Origin of the sequence: Stenotrophomonas sp. GD03654 (genome assembly GCF_029845105.1) — a bacterium.
In the GTDB taxonomy this organism is placed as follows: Bacteria; Pseudomonadota; Gammaproteobacteria; order Xanthomonadales; family Xanthomonadaceae; genus Stenotrophomonas; species Stenotrophomonas africana.
On sequence record NZ_JAOCLC010000004.1, the window covers coordinates 52,678 to 69,117 of the forward strand.

Annotated in this window: 17 protein-coding genes and 2 pseudogenes; 3 read left to right on the forward strand and 16 right to left on the reverse strand. The window is 57.7% G+C overall.

Going from position 1 to position 16,440, the window contains the following annotated elements; all coding sequences use genetic code 11:
- Window position 1: 1 nt before the first annotated feature.
- From N5J73_RS02790 to N5J73_RS02805, 4 genes are all read right to left on the reverse strand, one after another.
- Window positions 2-814, reverse strand: coding sequence for a hypothetical protein (locus N5J73_RS02790; protein ID WP_279940508.1), 813 nt, complete (start codon window positions 812-814; stop codon window positions 2-4).
- Between the two features lie 72 nt (window positions 815-886).
- Window positions 887-2,149, reverse strand: a complete 1,263-nt coding sequence (locus N5J73_RS02795; protein ID WP_279940509.1) for a Y-family DNA polymerase — start codon at window positions 2,147-2,149, stop codon at window positions 887-889.
- Window positions 2,149-3,021 carry a hypothetical protein gene (locus tag N5J73_RS02800; RefSeq protein WP_279940511.1) on the reverse strand — a complete coding sequence of 291 codons (873 nt, stop codon included), beginning with the start codon at window positions 3,019-3,021 and terminating at the stop codon, window positions 2,149-2,151. Before N5J73_RS02800 ends, N5J73_RS02795 begins: the two co-directional genes overlap by 1 nt.
- Window positions 3,018-3,851: a hypothetical protein gene (locus tag N5J73_RS02805; protein ID WP_279940512.1), complete on the reverse strand. Its 834-nt coding sequence runs from the start codon at window positions 3,849-3,851 to the stop codon at window positions 3,018-3,020. Before N5J73_RS02805 ends, N5J73_RS02800 begins: the two co-directional genes overlap by 4 nt.
- Before the next feature lie 200 nt (window positions 3,852-4,051).
- Between N5J73_RS02805 and N5J73_RS02810 the strand changes: the two genes are divergently transcribed.
- Window positions 4,052-4,699, forward strand: a complete 648-nt coding sequence (locus N5J73_RS02810) for a hypothetical protein (protein WP_279940513.1) — start codon at window positions 4,052-4,054, stop codon at window positions 4,697-4,699.
- Between the two features lie 28 nt (window positions 4,700-4,727).
- Here the strand turns inward: N5J73_RS02810 and N5J73_RS02815 are convergent, their stop codons facing one another.
- The 4 genes and pseudogenes from N5J73_RS02815 to N5J73_RS02830 form a co-directional block, all read right to left on the reverse strand.
- A complete protein-coding gene (locus N5J73_RS02815; RefSeq protein ID WP_279940514.1) occupies window positions 4,728-5,237 on the reverse strand; it encodes a hypothetical protein in 510 nt (169 codons plus the stop codon).
- Window positions 5,238-5,240: 3 nt separating this feature from the next.
- Window positions 5,241-5,804, reverse strand: a complete 564-nt coding sequence (locus N5J73_RS02820) for a hypothetical protein (protein WP_279940515.1) — start codon at window positions 5,802-5,804, stop codon at window positions 5,241-5,243.
- An 11-nt stretch (window positions 5,805-5,815) separates the two neighbouring features.
- On the reverse strand, window positions 5,816-6,118 hold the full coding sequence (locus tag N5J73_RS02825) for a hypothetical protein (protein ID WP_279940516.1): 303 nt from the start codon (window positions 6,116-6,118) through the stop codon (window positions 5,816-5,818).
- A gap of 224 nt (window positions 6,119-6,342) precedes the next feature.
- Window positions 6,343-6,456, reverse strand: a pseudogene (locus N5J73_RS02830) (SDR family NAD(P)-dependent oxidoreductase); the annotation flags it as partial.
- A gap of 151 nt (window positions 6,457-6,607) precedes the next feature.
- Between N5J73_RS02830 and N5J73_RS02835 the strand changes: the two are divergent.
- A complete protein-coding gene (locus N5J73_RS02835; RefSeq protein ID WP_279940517.1) occupies window positions 6,608-7,072 on the forward strand; it encodes a helix-turn-helix domain-containing protein in 465 nt (154 codons plus the stop codon).
- 647 nt (window positions 7,073-7,719) lie between these two features.
- Here N5J73_RS02835 and N5J73_RS02840 read toward each other — a convergent pair.
- The 7 genes from N5J73_RS02840 to N5J73_RS02870 form a co-directional block, all read right to left on the reverse strand.
- A complete protein-coding gene (locus tag N5J73_RS02840) occupies window positions 7,720-8,757 on the reverse strand; it encodes a zinc-dependent alcohol dehydrogenase family protein (protein ID WP_279940518.1) in 1,038 nt (345 codons plus the stop codon).
- A 274-nt stretch (window positions 8,758-9,031) separates the two neighbouring features.
- Window positions 9,032-9,814, reverse strand: a complete 783-nt coding sequence (locus N5J73_RS02845) for an SDR family NAD(P)-dependent oxidoreductase (protein ID WP_279940519.1) — start codon at window positions 9,812-9,814, stop codon at window positions 9,032-9,034.
- Window positions 9,815-9,997: 183 nt separating this feature from the next.
- A complete protein-coding gene (adhP, locus tag N5J73_RS02850; RefSeq protein WP_279914518.1) occupies window positions 9,998-11,026 on the reverse strand; it encodes an alcohol dehydrogenase AdhP in 1,029 nt (342 codons plus the stop codon).
- Window positions 11,027-11,072: 46 nt separating this feature from the next.
- Window positions 11,073-12,461, reverse strand: coding sequence for an NAD-dependent succinate-semialdehyde dehydrogenase (locus N5J73_RS02855; RefSeq protein WP_279914517.1), 1,389 nt, complete (start codon window positions 12,459-12,461; stop codon window positions 11,073-11,075).
- Window positions 12,462-12,509: 48 nt separating this feature from the next.
- Window positions 12,510-13,919, reverse strand: a complete 1,410-nt coding sequence (locus N5J73_RS02860; protein ID WP_279940520.1) for an NAD(P)(+) transhydrogenase (Re/Si-specific) subunit beta — start codon at window positions 13,917-13,919, stop codon at window positions 12,510-12,512.
- A complete protein-coding gene (locus N5J73_RS02865; protein WP_279914515.1) occupies window positions 13,919-14,251 on the reverse strand; it encodes an NAD(P) transhydrogenase subunit alpha in 333 nt (110 codons plus the stop codon). The genes N5J73_RS02860 and N5J73_RS02865 overlap by 1 nt, the downstream gene beginning before the upstream one ends.
- 1 nt (window position 14,252) lies before the next feature.
- Entirely contained in the window at window positions 14,253-15,383 is a 1,131-nt protein-coding gene (locus N5J73_RS02870; protein WP_279940521.1) for an NAD(P) transhydrogenase subunit alpha, read from the reverse strand.
- A 287-nt stretch (window positions 15,384-15,670) separates the two neighbouring features.
- Here N5J73_RS02870 and N5J73_RS02875 point away from each other — a divergent pair.
- Window positions 15,671-15,943: pseudogene (locus N5J73_RS02875) on the forward strand (IS3 family transposase); the annotation flags it as partial.
- 116 nt (window positions 15,944-16,059) lie between these two features.
- On the opposite strand, the gene N5J73_RS02880 reads toward N5J73_RS02875, so the two are convergent.
- Entirely contained in the window at window positions 16,060-16,251 is a 192-nt protein-coding gene (locus N5J73_RS02880) for a hypothetical protein (protein ID WP_279940522.1), read from the reverse strand.
- Between the last annotated feature and the right edge of the window lie 189 nt (window positions 16,252-16,440).

A 16,440-nucleotide genomic window follows, 5' to 3' on the forward strand; every position in this document is an offset into this window, starting at 1 on the left:
TTTATTTCACCGACACCGACATTGGTTTGGCAGCAAGAACTTTGCCATCCCGAAGATCTATTACACCAACAGCCACAAGATCGGCCAGTACCACGACCTTCTCAACGGCGATGCTCACTGGCGCGTCGATTGTTGCGGCATGGACATCCGTACCACGGGCAACGAATGGATCCCTGAGTCGATATTGATACACAATTGCAGCGTGCGGCTTCACATCACGGGCAGCGTCTGAGTCAATTGGGATAGCCAAAGCTCTAGAGGGGAACGCGCTTTTGAAGCGGTGGTACGGCAGCGACTTGTGTAGATCATTCATTTGATCTGTGGTGAAGCCAACCGACGCCGACTTACTAGTTGAGTTGATCCCCGCCACTTGCACACCCATTGCGTTCGTCAGAACACGATCATCCACAGCTCGATCCCACTCGTCGGACACAACGTCCCGAACTGTTATTTGACCAACAGTGGACCGAAATATCCGCGTACCAGATGCCTCTTCCACATTTGCCCACAAAACTTGGGCATCGGCGTCGTAGTCGAACAACTTTTGGTCGGCGATTGGCGATACACACAATTGCCCGCCCTGCACTTGTGCCGGGAGAGTTGCAAGAAATTGCTTTACGTTCGCTACGTGTTGCTCCGATGTCTGGAATTCATCCTTGGTCGGCGCCGCCTCCAGCAGTGCGGCAACTTCCAATGTGGGATGCGTTCCAACCACGGCCCCAACAGTCAACACGCATGGCGATGCAAGCGGAGATGCACTCGCCCACAGATTGGCACACGCGGCCATTGCGGCAACACCGAAAATCCATTTCATAAAAAGCCCCTGTCGTGATCGTTCGCACCCGTTTACAGCTGTAAGCCAGACATCATGAGGCTAGGTGCCACCTCATCTGGCAACCAGTATCTCACTCCAACGTGTCGTAAAGGAACGCGACAGATGCTCCTGCCGCATGGCCCATCCGGGGGTACTGTCCGGCGCTGTACTTGACGACGCGAACGACACGCTGCCGCGCCCAAATTTGTGGTTGGCCGCGTCCAGTACCTTCATCAAGGCTTCGTTTTTGGGGTTGCGCGCTGGGGCAAACAGGTCGGCTTGCTGAATGTGTTCGGCGCTCAGATCCACCAGCCCTACCCCGGCCTTCTTCCACGCAACGTTGGGGCGGTACATCGCTGCCGTTGCTGCCTGTACTGCTTCCAAAATAGTTCGTGTGTCGGATGTCGGCGCAACCAGGCGGACTGTGCGAGACGGGTGGTATTGAGGCGTGTTCCCAAACGGGTTGGTGTGGAAGAACACCCACACCCCGTGCGCTTTAAGATGGCGGGCGCGCAACTTCTCGGCGGCACGCTGAGCGAAGGTGGCCACCGCTTGTGCCAGGTCGTCGTGTCTGTGGATTTCGCTGCCGAATGAGCGGGACACCATGATCTGCTGGCGCTCGGGTTCTTCCTCCTGCAGCTCGGCGCATCGCACCCCATTGAGTTCTGTTTGCGTTCGCACCAGCACCACTCCGTAGCGGTCCTGGATGCCTCGTGGATCTGCGGACACGAGATGGGCTGCTGTGGATATGCCCTCGGCCATCAGTCGCGCGGCAAACTTGCGCCCCACGCCCCAAACGTCGCCAATGGGGAAGTTGCCCAGGTCGGGTCGTCGCACGTTCCACACGCCCTGCTCGGTTCCCTTAGCGATCTTGTTGCCCATCTTAGCTAGGGTCTTTGTGGGGCCGATCCCAACGCAGCAAGGCACGCCCACCCACTTCAAAATACGTGCGCGGGCCTCCATGGCAACCTTGCGTCGATCCCGCGCACGGATCCCGTCAAAGGACACGAAGCTCTCATCGATGGAGTAGACCTCCACGTCGGGAAACAGATCGCGCAGGATGAGTGCAATGCGCGCGGAGATGTCCCCGTACAGCGCAAAATTGGCGCTTCGGACATGCAGTTGCTTGCGGATGTGCGAGGGAATTTGATGGATGGGTTGCCCCATACCAATGCCAAGTGCCTTGGCTTCGTTGGAGCGGGCAATGGCGCATCCATCGTTGTTGGACATCACAACAACCGGAACTCCACGCAACGTAGGGTCAAAGATACGCTCAACGGAACAGTAGAAATTGTTCCCATCCACCAAGCCGATCAATGGTTGCGAAACAGACATCACATCTTTCTTTTCGGCTTAGGGGTGTCATCTTGAGTCAGGCCAGCGTCGGCAAGTGCTTGATTGATGCTGGCGGCAGTCTGTTCGGCGATCATGAGCTCGGCCTTTTCCTTGTCGTTGATAATTACCAACTTATTTAACTTGTGGTCTTCCGGCGGATCATCGAAGTGGGGATGCTCAAAGTCGATCTTTTGGCCCCAGGTCAGAAGATCGCAAAGTTCCCCTTCGTAAGAACCCAGGATGGAACGGTGAAAAAATCCGACAACATTGATGCTACGTGTTTTGTGGAAGTCGTATCCAAACTCGTGCAACAGAGCGCCCATATCGCGCAACCCGCGTTGATTGCCCCACTCACTGACAAGCCGCACGTAATCCACGCTGTTAACGCCATGGCGGTCAAATATGGTCTTTAAAAGTTGGCGGAAAGGGCCGGCCCCTGCTCTTCGATGTCGATGTGCATCCGCAATAGCGCTTTCAATATTATTGAGCGGGAGGGGGGCTCCGTTTTCCACTAATGAAATTGCAGTATGTACATCACCGCGCTGCATCACGCGATACAAAACAGATGGACAGTCGATTACGACACCAGATTTTTTGGCGATAGATATCAGGGGCCAGCGATTATTTTTAATGGCAATATCCAAAACCGTGTTCGCCCATTGAGGGTGCTGTGACAGCATCGCTTCCACCTCAAGTTGTGTTCCATTTCGCGCCCTAGTCCGAACCTCGTCTTCCGTTAGCGCAGCGGGTGCAGAAACGCCCCTGCCTAGCACCTTCAATTTAATCCAACCAAATATTCCCATATCGCCCCCGTTATTTGCCATCAATACATTCAAGCAAACACAGAAGCCAACATTGTCAAGCTCAGTCACATCCTTCTTTTTGGTTTAGGAGTGTCATATTGAGTCAGGCTAGCGTCCGCAAGTGCCTGGGTGATATTGGCGGCGTCACGCTCGGCGATGCGACGTTCGCCCTCATCTATTTCAGAATTGATGTGCGCCGCCATCTCCGACAAGCCATGTTCCGTCGGACGCTCAACATACACACCCCACTCGATCAAGTCTGAAATCAACCCAGGACTGGGATTAGGGTAAAAGAATGTCTCTGGTGCTACAGGAAGACCGCCGTGGAAGTCGTAGCCATTCTTCTGCATGATCCGAAGAACATTGTGGACGGCTGACGCCCCATTCTCTAGTGGCGGGCGAGTCAGTTGATTAAGCACTTTCACGTAGCTCACCTTACTCCGCCGACGGATGATGGCTGCAATCACGCTCTCCATTTCCGCAGGACACTTGCACCACGCGGACAATTCAAACAGAATTTCTTCGACGTAAAAACATTGATCCAATAGCCCCAAGTCAACCAGCTCAACTGTCGTCTTGATGTCTCGATTTAATGCAGCATTTCGTACGAACGCACCTCGCACCTGGCCCTGCACCCCACTAAAAAAGACGTGACGCGCAGCAATTTTCAGGACACGTGACCTTGAATTTTTGAAAATGGAGTTGTAGAGCACAGCGCAATCAAATACATCGTCGGCTTTTTTTGGCTTGACCGACAAGTACAACTCAACCACCCTTGCCCCCCCGGCAACCACAAAAACAGTTAAAAGCCGATCGAGGACGGTTACAGTATTGATAAATAACTCAACCAGCGAGTAAATGTTGAACTTAGGAAAAAATGCTTTGGCTGATTGAAACATCCCCATATCGAACCCCCGTATTTGCATTAAATACATTCAAGCAAACACAGAAGCCAATATTGTCAAGCGTACCGCTTCGTGCTCATAACCACCTCCGCCTAAGCCATAGTTTATGGCTGCGAGGTGTCTACGGAACCCTGGGCGATTCAGCTCCGCGGGCGGGTTCAGGGCAATTCATATGCCGAGGGCGAAGGAGAGCCATGAAAGACCAGGCCGATCAAATGCTCATGCAAAAAATGATTGTCAATCGGGGAGAGAGCATCGATCTGCGTAGCGCGGACGGAGTTCAGCAGAAGGCCAGTTGTGATGACATCGCTAGGCTGGCCCTGGCGATGCACGAAAGAGGACACTTCTTCTTGTTGCGCAGATCTCTCCAGATCAGGTTCAGCAGGGACATCAACGGAAGCGGGATGCAGGCCTTGGATCTGTCTAGGACGGGGGAGCGTGATGACTTCAAATATCTTCTCCGTGTCCACTTCGAACCTGTTCACCGAGACAGTGAGAGTTTCCTTTACGAAGCTGATCTTATTCGGGATCAGGGGAAGGACTACGAGCCGACAGTGAACCTCGGTAAGCATCGATTTGGCGCCCAGAGTGTTTGGCTGCAAATCGATTGGAGTAGCGACGAGGTTGCTCAGTGGCACTCCGACATTAAGCGTCTTTCCATCATCGCCCCTGATAGCCTCGAAGAATGGCTAGAGTCCGATCTAGAGATGCTCGTGAGATGCAGGGCTGGATTCATTTGTGGTTGGGAGGCGGTCTTCACCAGAGACGACCTTGCTCGCCACTGCAATGCCGGCATGAGCTTGGAGGACTTAAAGGCGTTTTTTGACGCCAATCAGCCCTGACATGAGCTCCTTTGCCGCGGCAACTCCCTCAGCCCTTCTTTAAGCCAAGCCAGGTCAGTGCAACCGTCAAGGCCAAGGCACCCAGGAACGTAATCAGCGCCTTTCCCAGGTTGTCGGCCAACCAAGACCCCAAATACCGATAGACACCTGCCTCGCCCGGCGGACTGGTGATGTAACGCTGGGTCAGGTTCTCCCCTTCCTCGATCAGATCGACGTTGGACCAAGAGAACCGCCCCATGAACAACACATTTCCACCGCGATTGAGCTCTTGCGTATGGCGGTGGCTGGCCTCTTCCAGTCGGGCCAGCGCTTCCCCTGCCCGATCTTGCGTGGCTCGGATGTGGGACCAAGTAATGTCCCGTGTCTCCACCACCGAACCGTCGTCCAGCAGCACGGCCTTGCCCTGCCGATAGGGTCGAACAAACCGGGTCTTGAGCTCGCTGGCGGTCAGATCAACAAAGAGCGCCTGCTTCTGCTCGGCGCCCTTGGTGGTGACAAACACGTGGTGATAGCGTCCCATGGTCTCTTGTCTGGCCATGGGTCAGCGCTTCTTCCGCGCCTGACCGACCAACGCCTTCCGGACCTGCTTCCGCGCTGGATCCAAATCATCGGTTGCCGTCGTGACCACCAAGCGCCGCTTCGACTTCTTGAGCTCTTGGCAAGCCCAGGACGCGAGGGCGATGATCGCCGTCGTGACGATGGGCTGCTCTTCCCCGGTGACGTCCTGGATCTGTTCGCGGAGCTTCGGCGGCACGGTGACCATCGTTCGCTCCACACGCGTCCCGTTCTCGTCACGGTAGTCGAACATGGTTGAATCGCGGCCCACCTCCAAGTGGATTCGCTGACCGGAACGGATATAGGGCGCCTCGTCGCTGTAGTCGAAATACGTTTTGCGCCCCGGAGCATCGCCGGCGGCCACCATGAGCTCGGCGAGCTCCTCCTCAGAGAACTGCCCCAGATCGATGAGCGGCGCGTATTCGCGTTCCGGCTTGGCGTGGACAACCTTGGCGGCCTTGGCTAGGTTCTTGCGGACCGGGGCTTTCTTAGGGGTCGCCTTCTGGGTGGGGGTCTTCTTGGCAGCCATGAGGTCAGGCAGGGGCAGCAACGGGGCCTCCATCATGCAGTCCCCCGGCCCGTGTTGGCCAACCTTTTCTGGATAGCCTGACCTACCCGTAGAATATCCTCGCGTGCCTTCGCCACCCCCGCGCCGCGCATGGAGAACACGGTCTCGCCGAGCTCGTAGTAGCTCCCAAACGCCGAGCGTTCTGGAATGACGATGGCCCCTGCCAGGTTCGAGTCTTCGAGCCGGCGGCGGTGCTCCGCGCGCTTGAGGTTGACCCGGTTGGCCACCGGCAGGAAGGGCTTCGGTAGAATACTTGCAGAGCGATTGCGCCCATCCCCTCGGAAAAATCGACCCATGCATATGGGCAAGAGGACGCCCTACAACATCGTCATCCCAGGCGGCGGAGCAAAAGGCAGCGCCTCCGGTTGGCATCCAGTGCAACTGCTTCGGATGCCTTCTGGAGGGCCTTGCGACGCATCGGTGCGCAATCGTTAAAAGCCAAGGCTCCGAGAACGGAGCCTTGGTGAACAGCCTGCCATCCAGCTGCATTGTCCCCCCGTGAGGGAGGCTTCAGTTGAGATTAAATCGCGTTCAAAGCGGCTCTCACTGCTTGATCAAGGGGAGTGGTCGGCCGGCCAATCAGCCGTGAAAGCGCCCTATCCTCTGAATAGAGTGCGCCCTTTGCAGCTGCCGCGTCCCACGATGCAACACTTGCAGCAACCGCAGGGGGCAGATGACCGGTGGCACCGGTGACTGCGATGGTCATGGTGGATTGCCGTTGTGGGGAGGAGGCTGGACTATAGGAACAGACGCCACCGTCCGTAAATACAGACAAAAAGGTAAGCATGGCCATGCCCCGCAACTCGACTCCAGCGCCGTCAACCCCGGCTCGCCCTGTCGCTTCCAACGCTGCGCAGCCGCTGCGTGGCAATGTCATGAGCGGCGACTGCATATCGCGCCCCATCCTGAGTCACTTGACCAATCGTTGGGGGGTGCTCGTGCTCATTGCCCTGCTCGACGACACACAGCGTTTCAGCCAACTACGCAAGCGTATCGGCGGGGTCAGCGAGCGCATGCTCTCCCACACATTGGCGTTGCTCAGCCAGAACGGCATGGTTGAACGGCGCGCCCATGACGTTCTTCCCCCTCACGTGGATTACACCCTGACGCCGCTGGGGCGCGAGGCGGCACTGAAGGTCCGTGATCTGGCTGATTGGATTGAGCTCAATCTGCCGGCGATAACCCAGTCGCAAGCCCAGCACCCAGCAGCTAAGGACTGCGTCGCGTTGACGGCTCGAACTGGGAGCTAGTCAGGGCAACGTGGTGACCATCGGTTCTAGTTCCTTCTTTTTCCGACCACCAAATCAACGCGCCCAATTCCCAGACACCATCCACATCCTGGCGACAGGTCTGTTACGGACGCAGCGGCGACGCGCTGGATCGCACACCTCAAGCGTGGGCGGCACCGCCGGTTCAGTCCACCGTGTCCGCCAGGACCATCGAGATTGCGACTGCCAATATCGGCCGCTGTCCACTGCCGCGTCTGACCCTGCCGATGGCGTTCGCCTTACGGCCTGTTTGACTTGGCTGTCGATAAACCACTTGGACTATGACGACGGAACAAGCTGGGAGTCGACTCACAATTCAACGTCACAGCGCCGCCCGGCTTGGTTTCTCATCGGTGGAATCAAGAGCCGCAGCTACTCATTATCGATGAGATCGGCTAGATCGACTATCTGCCGCCCGAACGCGAAGAGGCCGGCCTGTCCTTCCAGGCCGTTGCCAAGTGCTACGAAGAATCAACGATTATCAGGGCGATCCGCCGCACGTTTAGCGGAATCACTTCTCACTCTGCGCGCCGATTGGTGATGATGCTATCGATCCCTGTGCGGGCCGCTCATCATAGAGCACGCCTCTGAAAGATCACCCGTCCATCCTAGGACGTCCCGTGTCGCAATCAGGCCTCCAGGATCACCTTCAGCGCTTTGGTCTGAGCAGCGTTGGCGAACGCCTCATAGGCCTCAATGATCTGGTCGAGTTTGAAGCGATGGGTGATCAGAAGTTTGGCATCGATTTTGTTTGAGCCAACCAGCTTCAGCAGCATCGGCGTGCTCAAGGTGTCGACCAGCCGCGTCGTAATCGAGATGTTGCGATCCCACAGTTTTTCGAGATGCAGGTCGACGGGGACGCCATGGACGCCCACATTCGCGATGACCCCGCCGGGAGCAATAATGTCCTCGCACAGTTCGAACGTGGCGGGCACCCCGACTGCCTCGATCGCCGTATCGACGCCGCGGTTACCCGTCATCATCTGGACAGTTTCCTTTGCTTTGCCGTCCGAGCTGTTGACTGTCGCAGTGGCGCCGAAGCGCTTTGCTACTTCAAGTCGATTGTCGTCGAGGTCGATCATGATGATTTCGGCTGGCGAGTACAGCTGTGCGGTCAGCAGCGCGGCGAGCCCGATTGGGCCGGAACCCACGATGGCGACCGTGCTTCCCGGAGCGACTTTGCCGTTCAGCACACCACACTCGAAGCCCGTCGGGAGAATGTCGCTGAGCATTACCAACGCTTCTTCGTCGGCGCCTGCAGGGATCGGGTAGAGGCTGCTGTCGGCATGCGGCGTACGAACGAACTCAGCTTGTGTGCCGTCAATAGTGTTGCCGAGAATCCAGCCGCCCGTTGTGCAATGGGAGAACATCCCCTTGCGGCAATACTCGCACTTGCCACACGCGCTGACGCAGGAGATCAGCACCCGGTCGCCTGGTTTGAACGCGGTGACTCCCGCGCCGACGGCGTCGACGATGCCGACGCCTTCGTGGCCGAGGATACGGCCGGGCTCGCAGGAAGCAACGTCGCCCTTCAGGATATGCAGGTCAGTTCCGCAGATCGTCGTCCGGGTGATCTTGATGATGGCGTCGGTTGGATCACGGAGCTCGGGCTTGGCGCGCTCCTCATAGACCTTCTGGCCGGGACCGCGATAAACAAGTGCTTTCATGTTGGTGTCTCTCAATTTGGATGTTGGGCAGGTAGGTGGCGGCTAAAAGTCGGGCGAAGTAATCGCCGCTCAGCTCGTAGGTCGCCGTGAGCATGATCTGCTTGCGATTCACGATCTTGCCGCAGTCGATCTGGCTCCTTTGAAAGTCACGGTCGGATCGAACATCATCGACGGGAGACGAGGCCGTTGTTCAGACGACCCATCGGCTACAGGCATATCGCTGATGCATTCGCGGGCTCCAATCGAGCGTTCTTCGCAGGCGATCAAAGGCATACTACCCTCGCATGGTAGTTCCGCCGTCGATGCTGATCACCTGCCCAGTAACGTAAGCGCCCTCATCCGACATGAGCAAAGCGCACATCGCTGCTATATCAAGGGGTTCGCCCAAGCGCCTCTTGTAGGCCGAATGCTCCCGCGCCTGCTCTGCAAATTCGGTGCTGATGTGCTTCCGAAGCTCTTCATGCATGATAAGACCCGGCGCAATTGTGTTAGCCCGCACGCCGTCCGCCCCGTATCGCGCTGCGACATGCCTCATCAGTGCATGACCAGCAGCCTTTGTCATGGCGTAATAGGGCCGAACCGGCTCTCCCTGATAGGCGGCCCCGGAGCTGGTATAGAGAATAGACCCTCCGCCGCGCGCGACCAAGGCGGGCAAAGCTGCGCGTGTTGCCAGCAGGAAACCACGAGTATTGACGGCGGACATCGTGTCGAACATGGAAAGGGGAAGCTCGCCCGCGCCTTCCGACGAAGCTCCATCGAGAAACGCGGCGAAGTTCGCGTGTAGCCCGTCAAGTCCGCCAAAATGCTGCGTTGCGAGGGCTACGGTGGCATTGACTGACTCCTCGTTCGAGCCATCACACTGCGCTGCGATAATTCTACCGCGGGTCCCAGAGGGCAGCGAGGCTGCGCCTTTCTCGGCGGTCTCCTTGTTAAGGTCGGCGAGGATCACCGAGGCACCTTCGCTTGCATAGCGCAGGGCCAGCTCATTTCCGATGCCGCCGCCTCCGATGATGACGATGCATTTTCCATTCAGTCGTTGGGTCAGATCAATGGACATCGTTACAAATCCCTATAATTGTCACAACCAATACTGGTGCAGTGCACATTTATGTCGAGGTCGGTGTTTGCTTGTTCGTGACTGTCGTCGCCAGATTACCGGGGCCGAGGCCAGATCCGCAGCTCCGCTTGTCGCCGCAGAGCCTTCCTGCAGAGGTGCGATACCGTCAAGTCGAGCTACCTGCTAGCTTGCGAAGTCTAGAACAACCCTTCCCTCGATCTGTCCCTTGTGCATTCGCGAGAAGACGTCGTTGATATTCTCCAAGCGATCCGTTTGCACGGTAGCGGCAACCTTGCCCTGCTCTGCGAAATCAAGAGACTCTTGCAGATCCAGACGACTGCCGACGATGGATCCTCGCACGGTCACCCCGTTGAGTACCATGCCGAAGATATCGAGCGGGAACGTGCCTGGCGGCAGCCCATTGAGCGACACAGTGCCCCCGCGCCGCACCATGCCAACGGCCTGTTCAAATGCCTTAGGCGAGACTGCCGTGACCAGTGCGCCGTGCGCACCGCCGATCTCCTTTTTCAAAAATGCAACCGGGTCGAGTTTCGTCGCATTTACTGTTACGGTCGCGCCCAATCTGCGAGCGAGATCAAGTTTTGCATCATCTACGTCTACGGCAGCCACATTGAGGCCCATCGCCTTGGCGTACTGCACAGCCATATGCCCCAGCCCGCCGATCCCAGAGATGACCACCCAGTCTCCAGGCTTGGTGTCGGTCATTTTAAGGCCCTTATAGACCGTAACCCCAGCGCAAAGAATGGGAGCAATCTCGACGAAACCGATGTTCTTCGGCAAATGTCCTACGTATTCTGCGTTTGCCAGCGCGTACTCGGCGAACCCGCCGTTTACCGAATACCCACTGTTTTGCTGAGCCTCGCAAAGAGTTTCCCAACCGCCCAGACAGTGCTCACAATGCCCACAAGCAGAATAGAGCCAGGGGATACCAACGCGATCGCCTTCCTTGATATGGGTCACGCCCTGACCAACGGCCACGACGTGCCCCACGCCCTCGTGCCCAGGGATAAAAGGGGGTTCAGGCTTAACCGGCCAATCTCCTTCCACAGCGTGGAGATCGGTGTGGCAAACACCACAGGCCTCAATCTTAACCAGGATGTCGCCTGGGGCTGGGCGCGGCACTACAACTTCTTCAATCACCAGTGGCTTGCCGAACTCGCGAACAACAGCCGCTTTCATGGTTCTGTTCATCGGTCTTCCTTCCTGCGCTAAGTGAGATGAGACGAGAGATCGGCGGTCAGAATGCTCCGTCAATATCAGTCACAGCTATCAGCTTATGGTTGACAAATTCCTTGATGCCAAGGCCTACCAACTCGCGCCCATAACCTGAGCGGCGTACGCCACCGAAAGGAAGATCGGCCGCCACCCCAGTCGGATGGTTGATGTACACCATGCCCGTGGAAATCTGCTTAGCAACCTCGACGCCGTGGGCAATGTTTTGAGTAAACACCGAGCCGCCAAGACCGAAGGGGCTGTCGTTGGCGATGCGGACCGCATCGTCCTCATCTCGGGCACGGATCACCTGCGATACCGGCCCGAAGAACTCCCAGCGGTATGCCGGGTTGCTTTCGGCCATTGTCAACAGAACCGGCTGGAAGAACGCGCCGGTCTTCGGGACCTCGGCCCCAATCACCTCGACTGTCGCGCCGTGTCCCACCGCTTGCGCCAACTGCGACTCCAGATCATGCACCGCGCTTTTTGACGACAGCGGTGCGAGCGTGGTCGCAGAATCCTGCGGGTCGCCAGCCTTCAGCTCAGCTACACCGCGCTTGTATTTGTCCAAAAAGGCATCGTAGACCTCATCCACAACAATGATTCGCTTGGACGAGCAACACACCTGGCCCGCATTCCAATGCCGGCCGATTACCGCCCAGCGGGCTGCCTTGTCAAGATCTGCGTCGGCCAGTACGACAAAGGCGTCAGCACCACCAAGCTCCATGGTCGATTTTTTCAGAGCATTGCCGGCCTGCGATGCGACCACTGCACCGGCTCCTTCCGAACCGGTCAAGGCTACGCCCTGCACTCGAGGGTCTTCGATAATCGTCTTGATCTGCGCGCGATTGACATAGAGGTTAGTGAAGCCGCCTTCCGGCAATCCCGCCTCGCGAAAAAGCCTGTCAAACGCCGCTGCACACTGCGGAACGTTGGAGGCGTGCTTAAGAATCACCACGTTTCCAGCGGCCAGCTGTGGGGCAGCAATGCGTACAATTTGGTAATAAGGGAAGTTCCACGGCTCAATGGCCAGTATGATTCCCTGAGGTTCGTGCTCCACCCAAGCTTCTGTGTAAGACGGATGCTGGCTCGGCAGCTTCTGGGGAGCAAGCAGCTTCGCTGCGTTCTCGACGTAGTACTCAAGGATCTGCGCCGAAAGCTCAACCTCGGCCTCTGCCTCAGCAGCAACCTTGCCCATCTCCAACGTGAGTAATGCGGCGTACTCTGCATGCCGCGAACGAAGCAGATCTGCCGCCTTGCGCAGCACCAATGCACGCTCGCTGATGCTTGTGTTCTTCCAGCCTTGGAACGCGGCGTCGGCCTTCTCCAGGGTCTGTGCTACTTCGGCGTCAGTGGCGTCAGGGAAAGTCTTGACGACCTGCCCGGTGAACGGGTTGGTAGTTGCGTATGCCATGGTTGCTGCTCCGTGATGTTCGGGGGGAGGATTTGCGCACAACGGGGGTCAGGCGGCCAGATCTTTGATCGCTTGCACCATTTTTGTTAGCACGATCTGGGCATCGCCGTAGACCATGTCGCAATTGTCTTGATAGAAAAGCAAGTTCTCAACGCCAGCATACCCCTTGCCCTGGCCCCGCTTGATGACATAGGCCTGATGCGCCTTGTCCACGTCAAGGATAGGCATGCCATAGATGGGCGAGCCCTTGTCGCTGCGGGCGGCAGGATTTACCACGTCGTTGGCGCCGATGACCAGCGCCACGTCTGTCGCTGGGAAACTGTCGTTGATGTCTTCCATGTCGAAGATGAGATCGTATGGAACCCCCGCTTCAGCAAGCAGCACGTTCATGTGGCCTGGCATTCGCCCAGCGACCGGGTGAATCGCGAACTTTACGTCCACGTCGGCGGCTTGAAGCAGCTTGACGAGCTCGTACAAGCGGGCCTGCGCCTGAGCCACGGCTAACCCGTACCCCGGCACAATGATCACGCTGGACGCGTAGCGCATGCTTACTGCTGCATCACTAGGGTCAACCGACGTCATGCGACCGGCCACTTCCACATCGCCAGTTGCTGCGCTCTCACCGAAGTTAGAGAACAGGACGTTGGCCAGCGAACGATTCATTGCGCGCGCCATCATGAAGGTCAATAGCGTGCCTGCCGAACCTACCACCATGCCGGCAATCATCAGTGCAGGATTCTGCAACGCGAAGCCCTCTAGTCCAACGGCCAGCCCGGTGAACGCGTTGTAGAGTGAAATCACTACAGGCATGTCTGCACCGCCGATTGGCAGGGTCATCAAGACGCCGAACGTCAATGCTGCGACAAAGAAGAGGGTCGGCCAAACGATCGAGACCGACGGACACATGACTAAGAACACGCCGATTGCCAAGGCGCAAGCAAACACCAATCCGTTGAGCGCGCGTTGACCGGCGAAACGCCAGGGTTTGTTAATACGCCCATCTAGTTTTGCCCACGCAATCACTGAACCGGACAACGAGATAGAGCCGATCAGGGCCCCCAATGCGGTCACGGAAAGATGCAGGCTACCGCCTGTGTGGCCGCCGCGCAGCAGCTCTACTGCGGCAAGTGCCGCCGCCGAACCACCACCCATGCCGTTGTAGAGAGCAACCATCTGCGGCATTCCGGTTACCGCCACCTTGCGACCACTGCGCCAAGCCAGAATCCCGCCCAGCGCGAGCGCCAAGAAAGAGAGCCCCAAGTTCGTGGCGAGGTGCGGACGCGCGGCCTCATCAACATCGGCCAGATAGCCAAAGCTGGCAATCACCGCCAGCAGCATGCCTATGCCTGCCAGCACAATCCCATGGGACGCTGTTACCGGCGAGGACATGCGCTTAAGCCCAATCACAAAAAGCATCGCAGCCACGAAACCACTGAGTGCAACGAGCAGTGCGGCCATTAGGCACCACCCTCGCCGGCAGCGGCAGCTTTCTTCTCACTGGGCTTGAACATTGCCAGCATCCGCTCGGTGACCACATAGCCCCCGGCTGCATTGCCCGCACCAAGAGCGACACCGATAAAGCCTACGACCTGACCGGTCACGCTCGTCGCGTTGAATAGCGCGTGCAGCGCTCCAACAACGACAATGCCATGTATGAAGTTCGATCCTGACATCAACGGGGTATGTAGAATTGAAGGCACCTTGCCGATCACCTCATAACCAGTGAACGCTGCCAGCATGAAGATGTAAAGTGCGACTAGCCAGCTCATCGACAGCAGTAGGGAATCCATGTCAAACCTCTTTCTCTAGGAGCGCGGCTGCTGCCGCCGGAAGTATCTTTCCCTCATGGGACAGCAACGTTCCGGCGACCACCTCGTCATCCATGTCCGGTGCAATCGCGCCATCCTTGACCATGAGTACGAGCAGCGCCAATAGGTTTCTGCAGTAGAGTTCGCTGGAGTGCTGGGGAAGTTGCGACGGCACATTGAATGGCGCGAGTACAGTAACGGGGCCGATCTCGACCTCCCCACCGGGCAGTGCCCCTTCACAGTTGCATCCGCTGTCGGCTGCAAGATCGACGATGACCGACCCCGATTTCATGCCCTCGATCTGAGCCTTGGTGACAAGTACCGGCGCGCGCCTGCCTGGCACATTTGCGGTGGTGATGATCATATCGGCCTGCTGGATGTGCTTGGTCAGCACCGCACTTGCCTGCGCCTGCTCAGCAGCTGTCAGCTGGCGGGCGTATCCGCCTTCGCCGCGCGCGTCGATGCCAGTCTCGACGAACTTCGCCCCCACCGATTGCGCTTGTTCCCTCGTTTCTGGACGCACGTCATAGCCTTCCGTGATGGCTCCAAGTCGGTGAGCGGTCGCCAACGCCTGCAGCCCCGCCACACCCAGCCCCATTACCAGGACACGGCCCGCGCGCAGCGAACCAACCGCGGTGGTCATCATTGGCAGGATACGCGGAAGATGGGTGGCACCAATCATCGGGGCCAAGTAGCCTGCGAGCGCGGCTTGGCTGGACAATACATCCATGGCCTGCGCCCGGCTTATGCGGGGCACAGACTCCAGCGCCATACAAGATATGCGGCCGTCCCTCAGAACTTGCAGCAGTTCAGGAACCTTCTGCGGATACACCATGCACATCAGCCAAGCACCAGGCCGCATCGTCGCCACCAACTCGGGCGGCGGCGGTTGAACTGCCAACACGATGTCCGCTTTTGAGACCAAGCCCCTTGGCTCGTCTGCGAACTCAACGTCCGCATAGTCGCTGTCACGGAACTTTGCGGCGTCACCCGCTCCTCGCTCCATCGAGACAGTGAAGCCCAACTTTGAGAACTTAGAAACCTGCGATGGGACCATCGCCACGCGTCGCTCGCCGACCAGCGTTTCTCGAAGAACAGCCAAGATCATGGACATCGTCTATCCGTAGGATGGGGAAGGAGCTAACCAGCACTCTAGCTTCGCAGGCATTACACCTGCATTGCGTTCGATCAATTCAGCAGACTTTGGCAGGCAGACAAGCTGTAGCCGGGTGCTGGCCTGTCCAGTCCACCATAGGCGCTTCCCGGGGCGATGTAAACCAAAGGGTTAGGTATATACCTAGAACGACGACTCCTCTCGTAGCTGTCGCCGGCCTGACGGTACGGGCCTTTACGCTCCGGCCTTCTCAGTTCGATACCTTCGCGGCCATGAACACCGGCGCATGGCGGCGTTTCTGCAAAGACAACCACCTTAAGCCAAGCATGAGCAGACGTGCCAACTGCTGGGACAACGCGGTCGCTGAGTCCTTCTTCAGCAGTTTGAAAAAGGAACGGATCAAGAAGCGCATCTACGCGAATCGCGACATGGCGACCTCGGACATATCCGACTACATCGATGGGTTTTACAATCCAACACGCCGCCACGGCCATCTAGGCGGGGTCAGTCCTGACGAGTTCGAGGCAGCGCATCGCCACCCTCGGTCAGGTTTCCACTAAATCCTGGGAACTCCAAACCGACTATGTAGACGTCGTCGGCATCACATTCTAGAAGCTCTTCAAGCTTTGCTCGGACTCTATTGCCGGCCTGGGCAATAGTTGTCGACACTGACAAGTCATGTGAAGCGACCCGCACGAAGGCCGCGCAGGTCGTGATTGCTTGAAAGATCCACGCTCCCGGCACCGTTCTTCAGCTGCTCCAGCGCGTCGGGCAACAGGTCAGAGAGCGACGCGGCAAGGGACTCGATGCTCAAGGTCGAGAAATGGGCTCGGAGCGAGGAATCAAGCGAGAGGATGATCGGATGCATGGGTATCTCCAGTTGGTGGAGAAATCATGCAACGCCGGCCGTTCGCTTTCTGGATCTGGGGGGTGGCTGCCCCTTTGCCGGGGGCGCTCACCCCTTTCCCCGTGCGAGCACGAAAAAGCCCCGGGGCTAGCCGGGGCTTTTGCCTGCCAATCCAAGCTGCGGCAGAAGCCGCAGCCCACTGCCTTTATT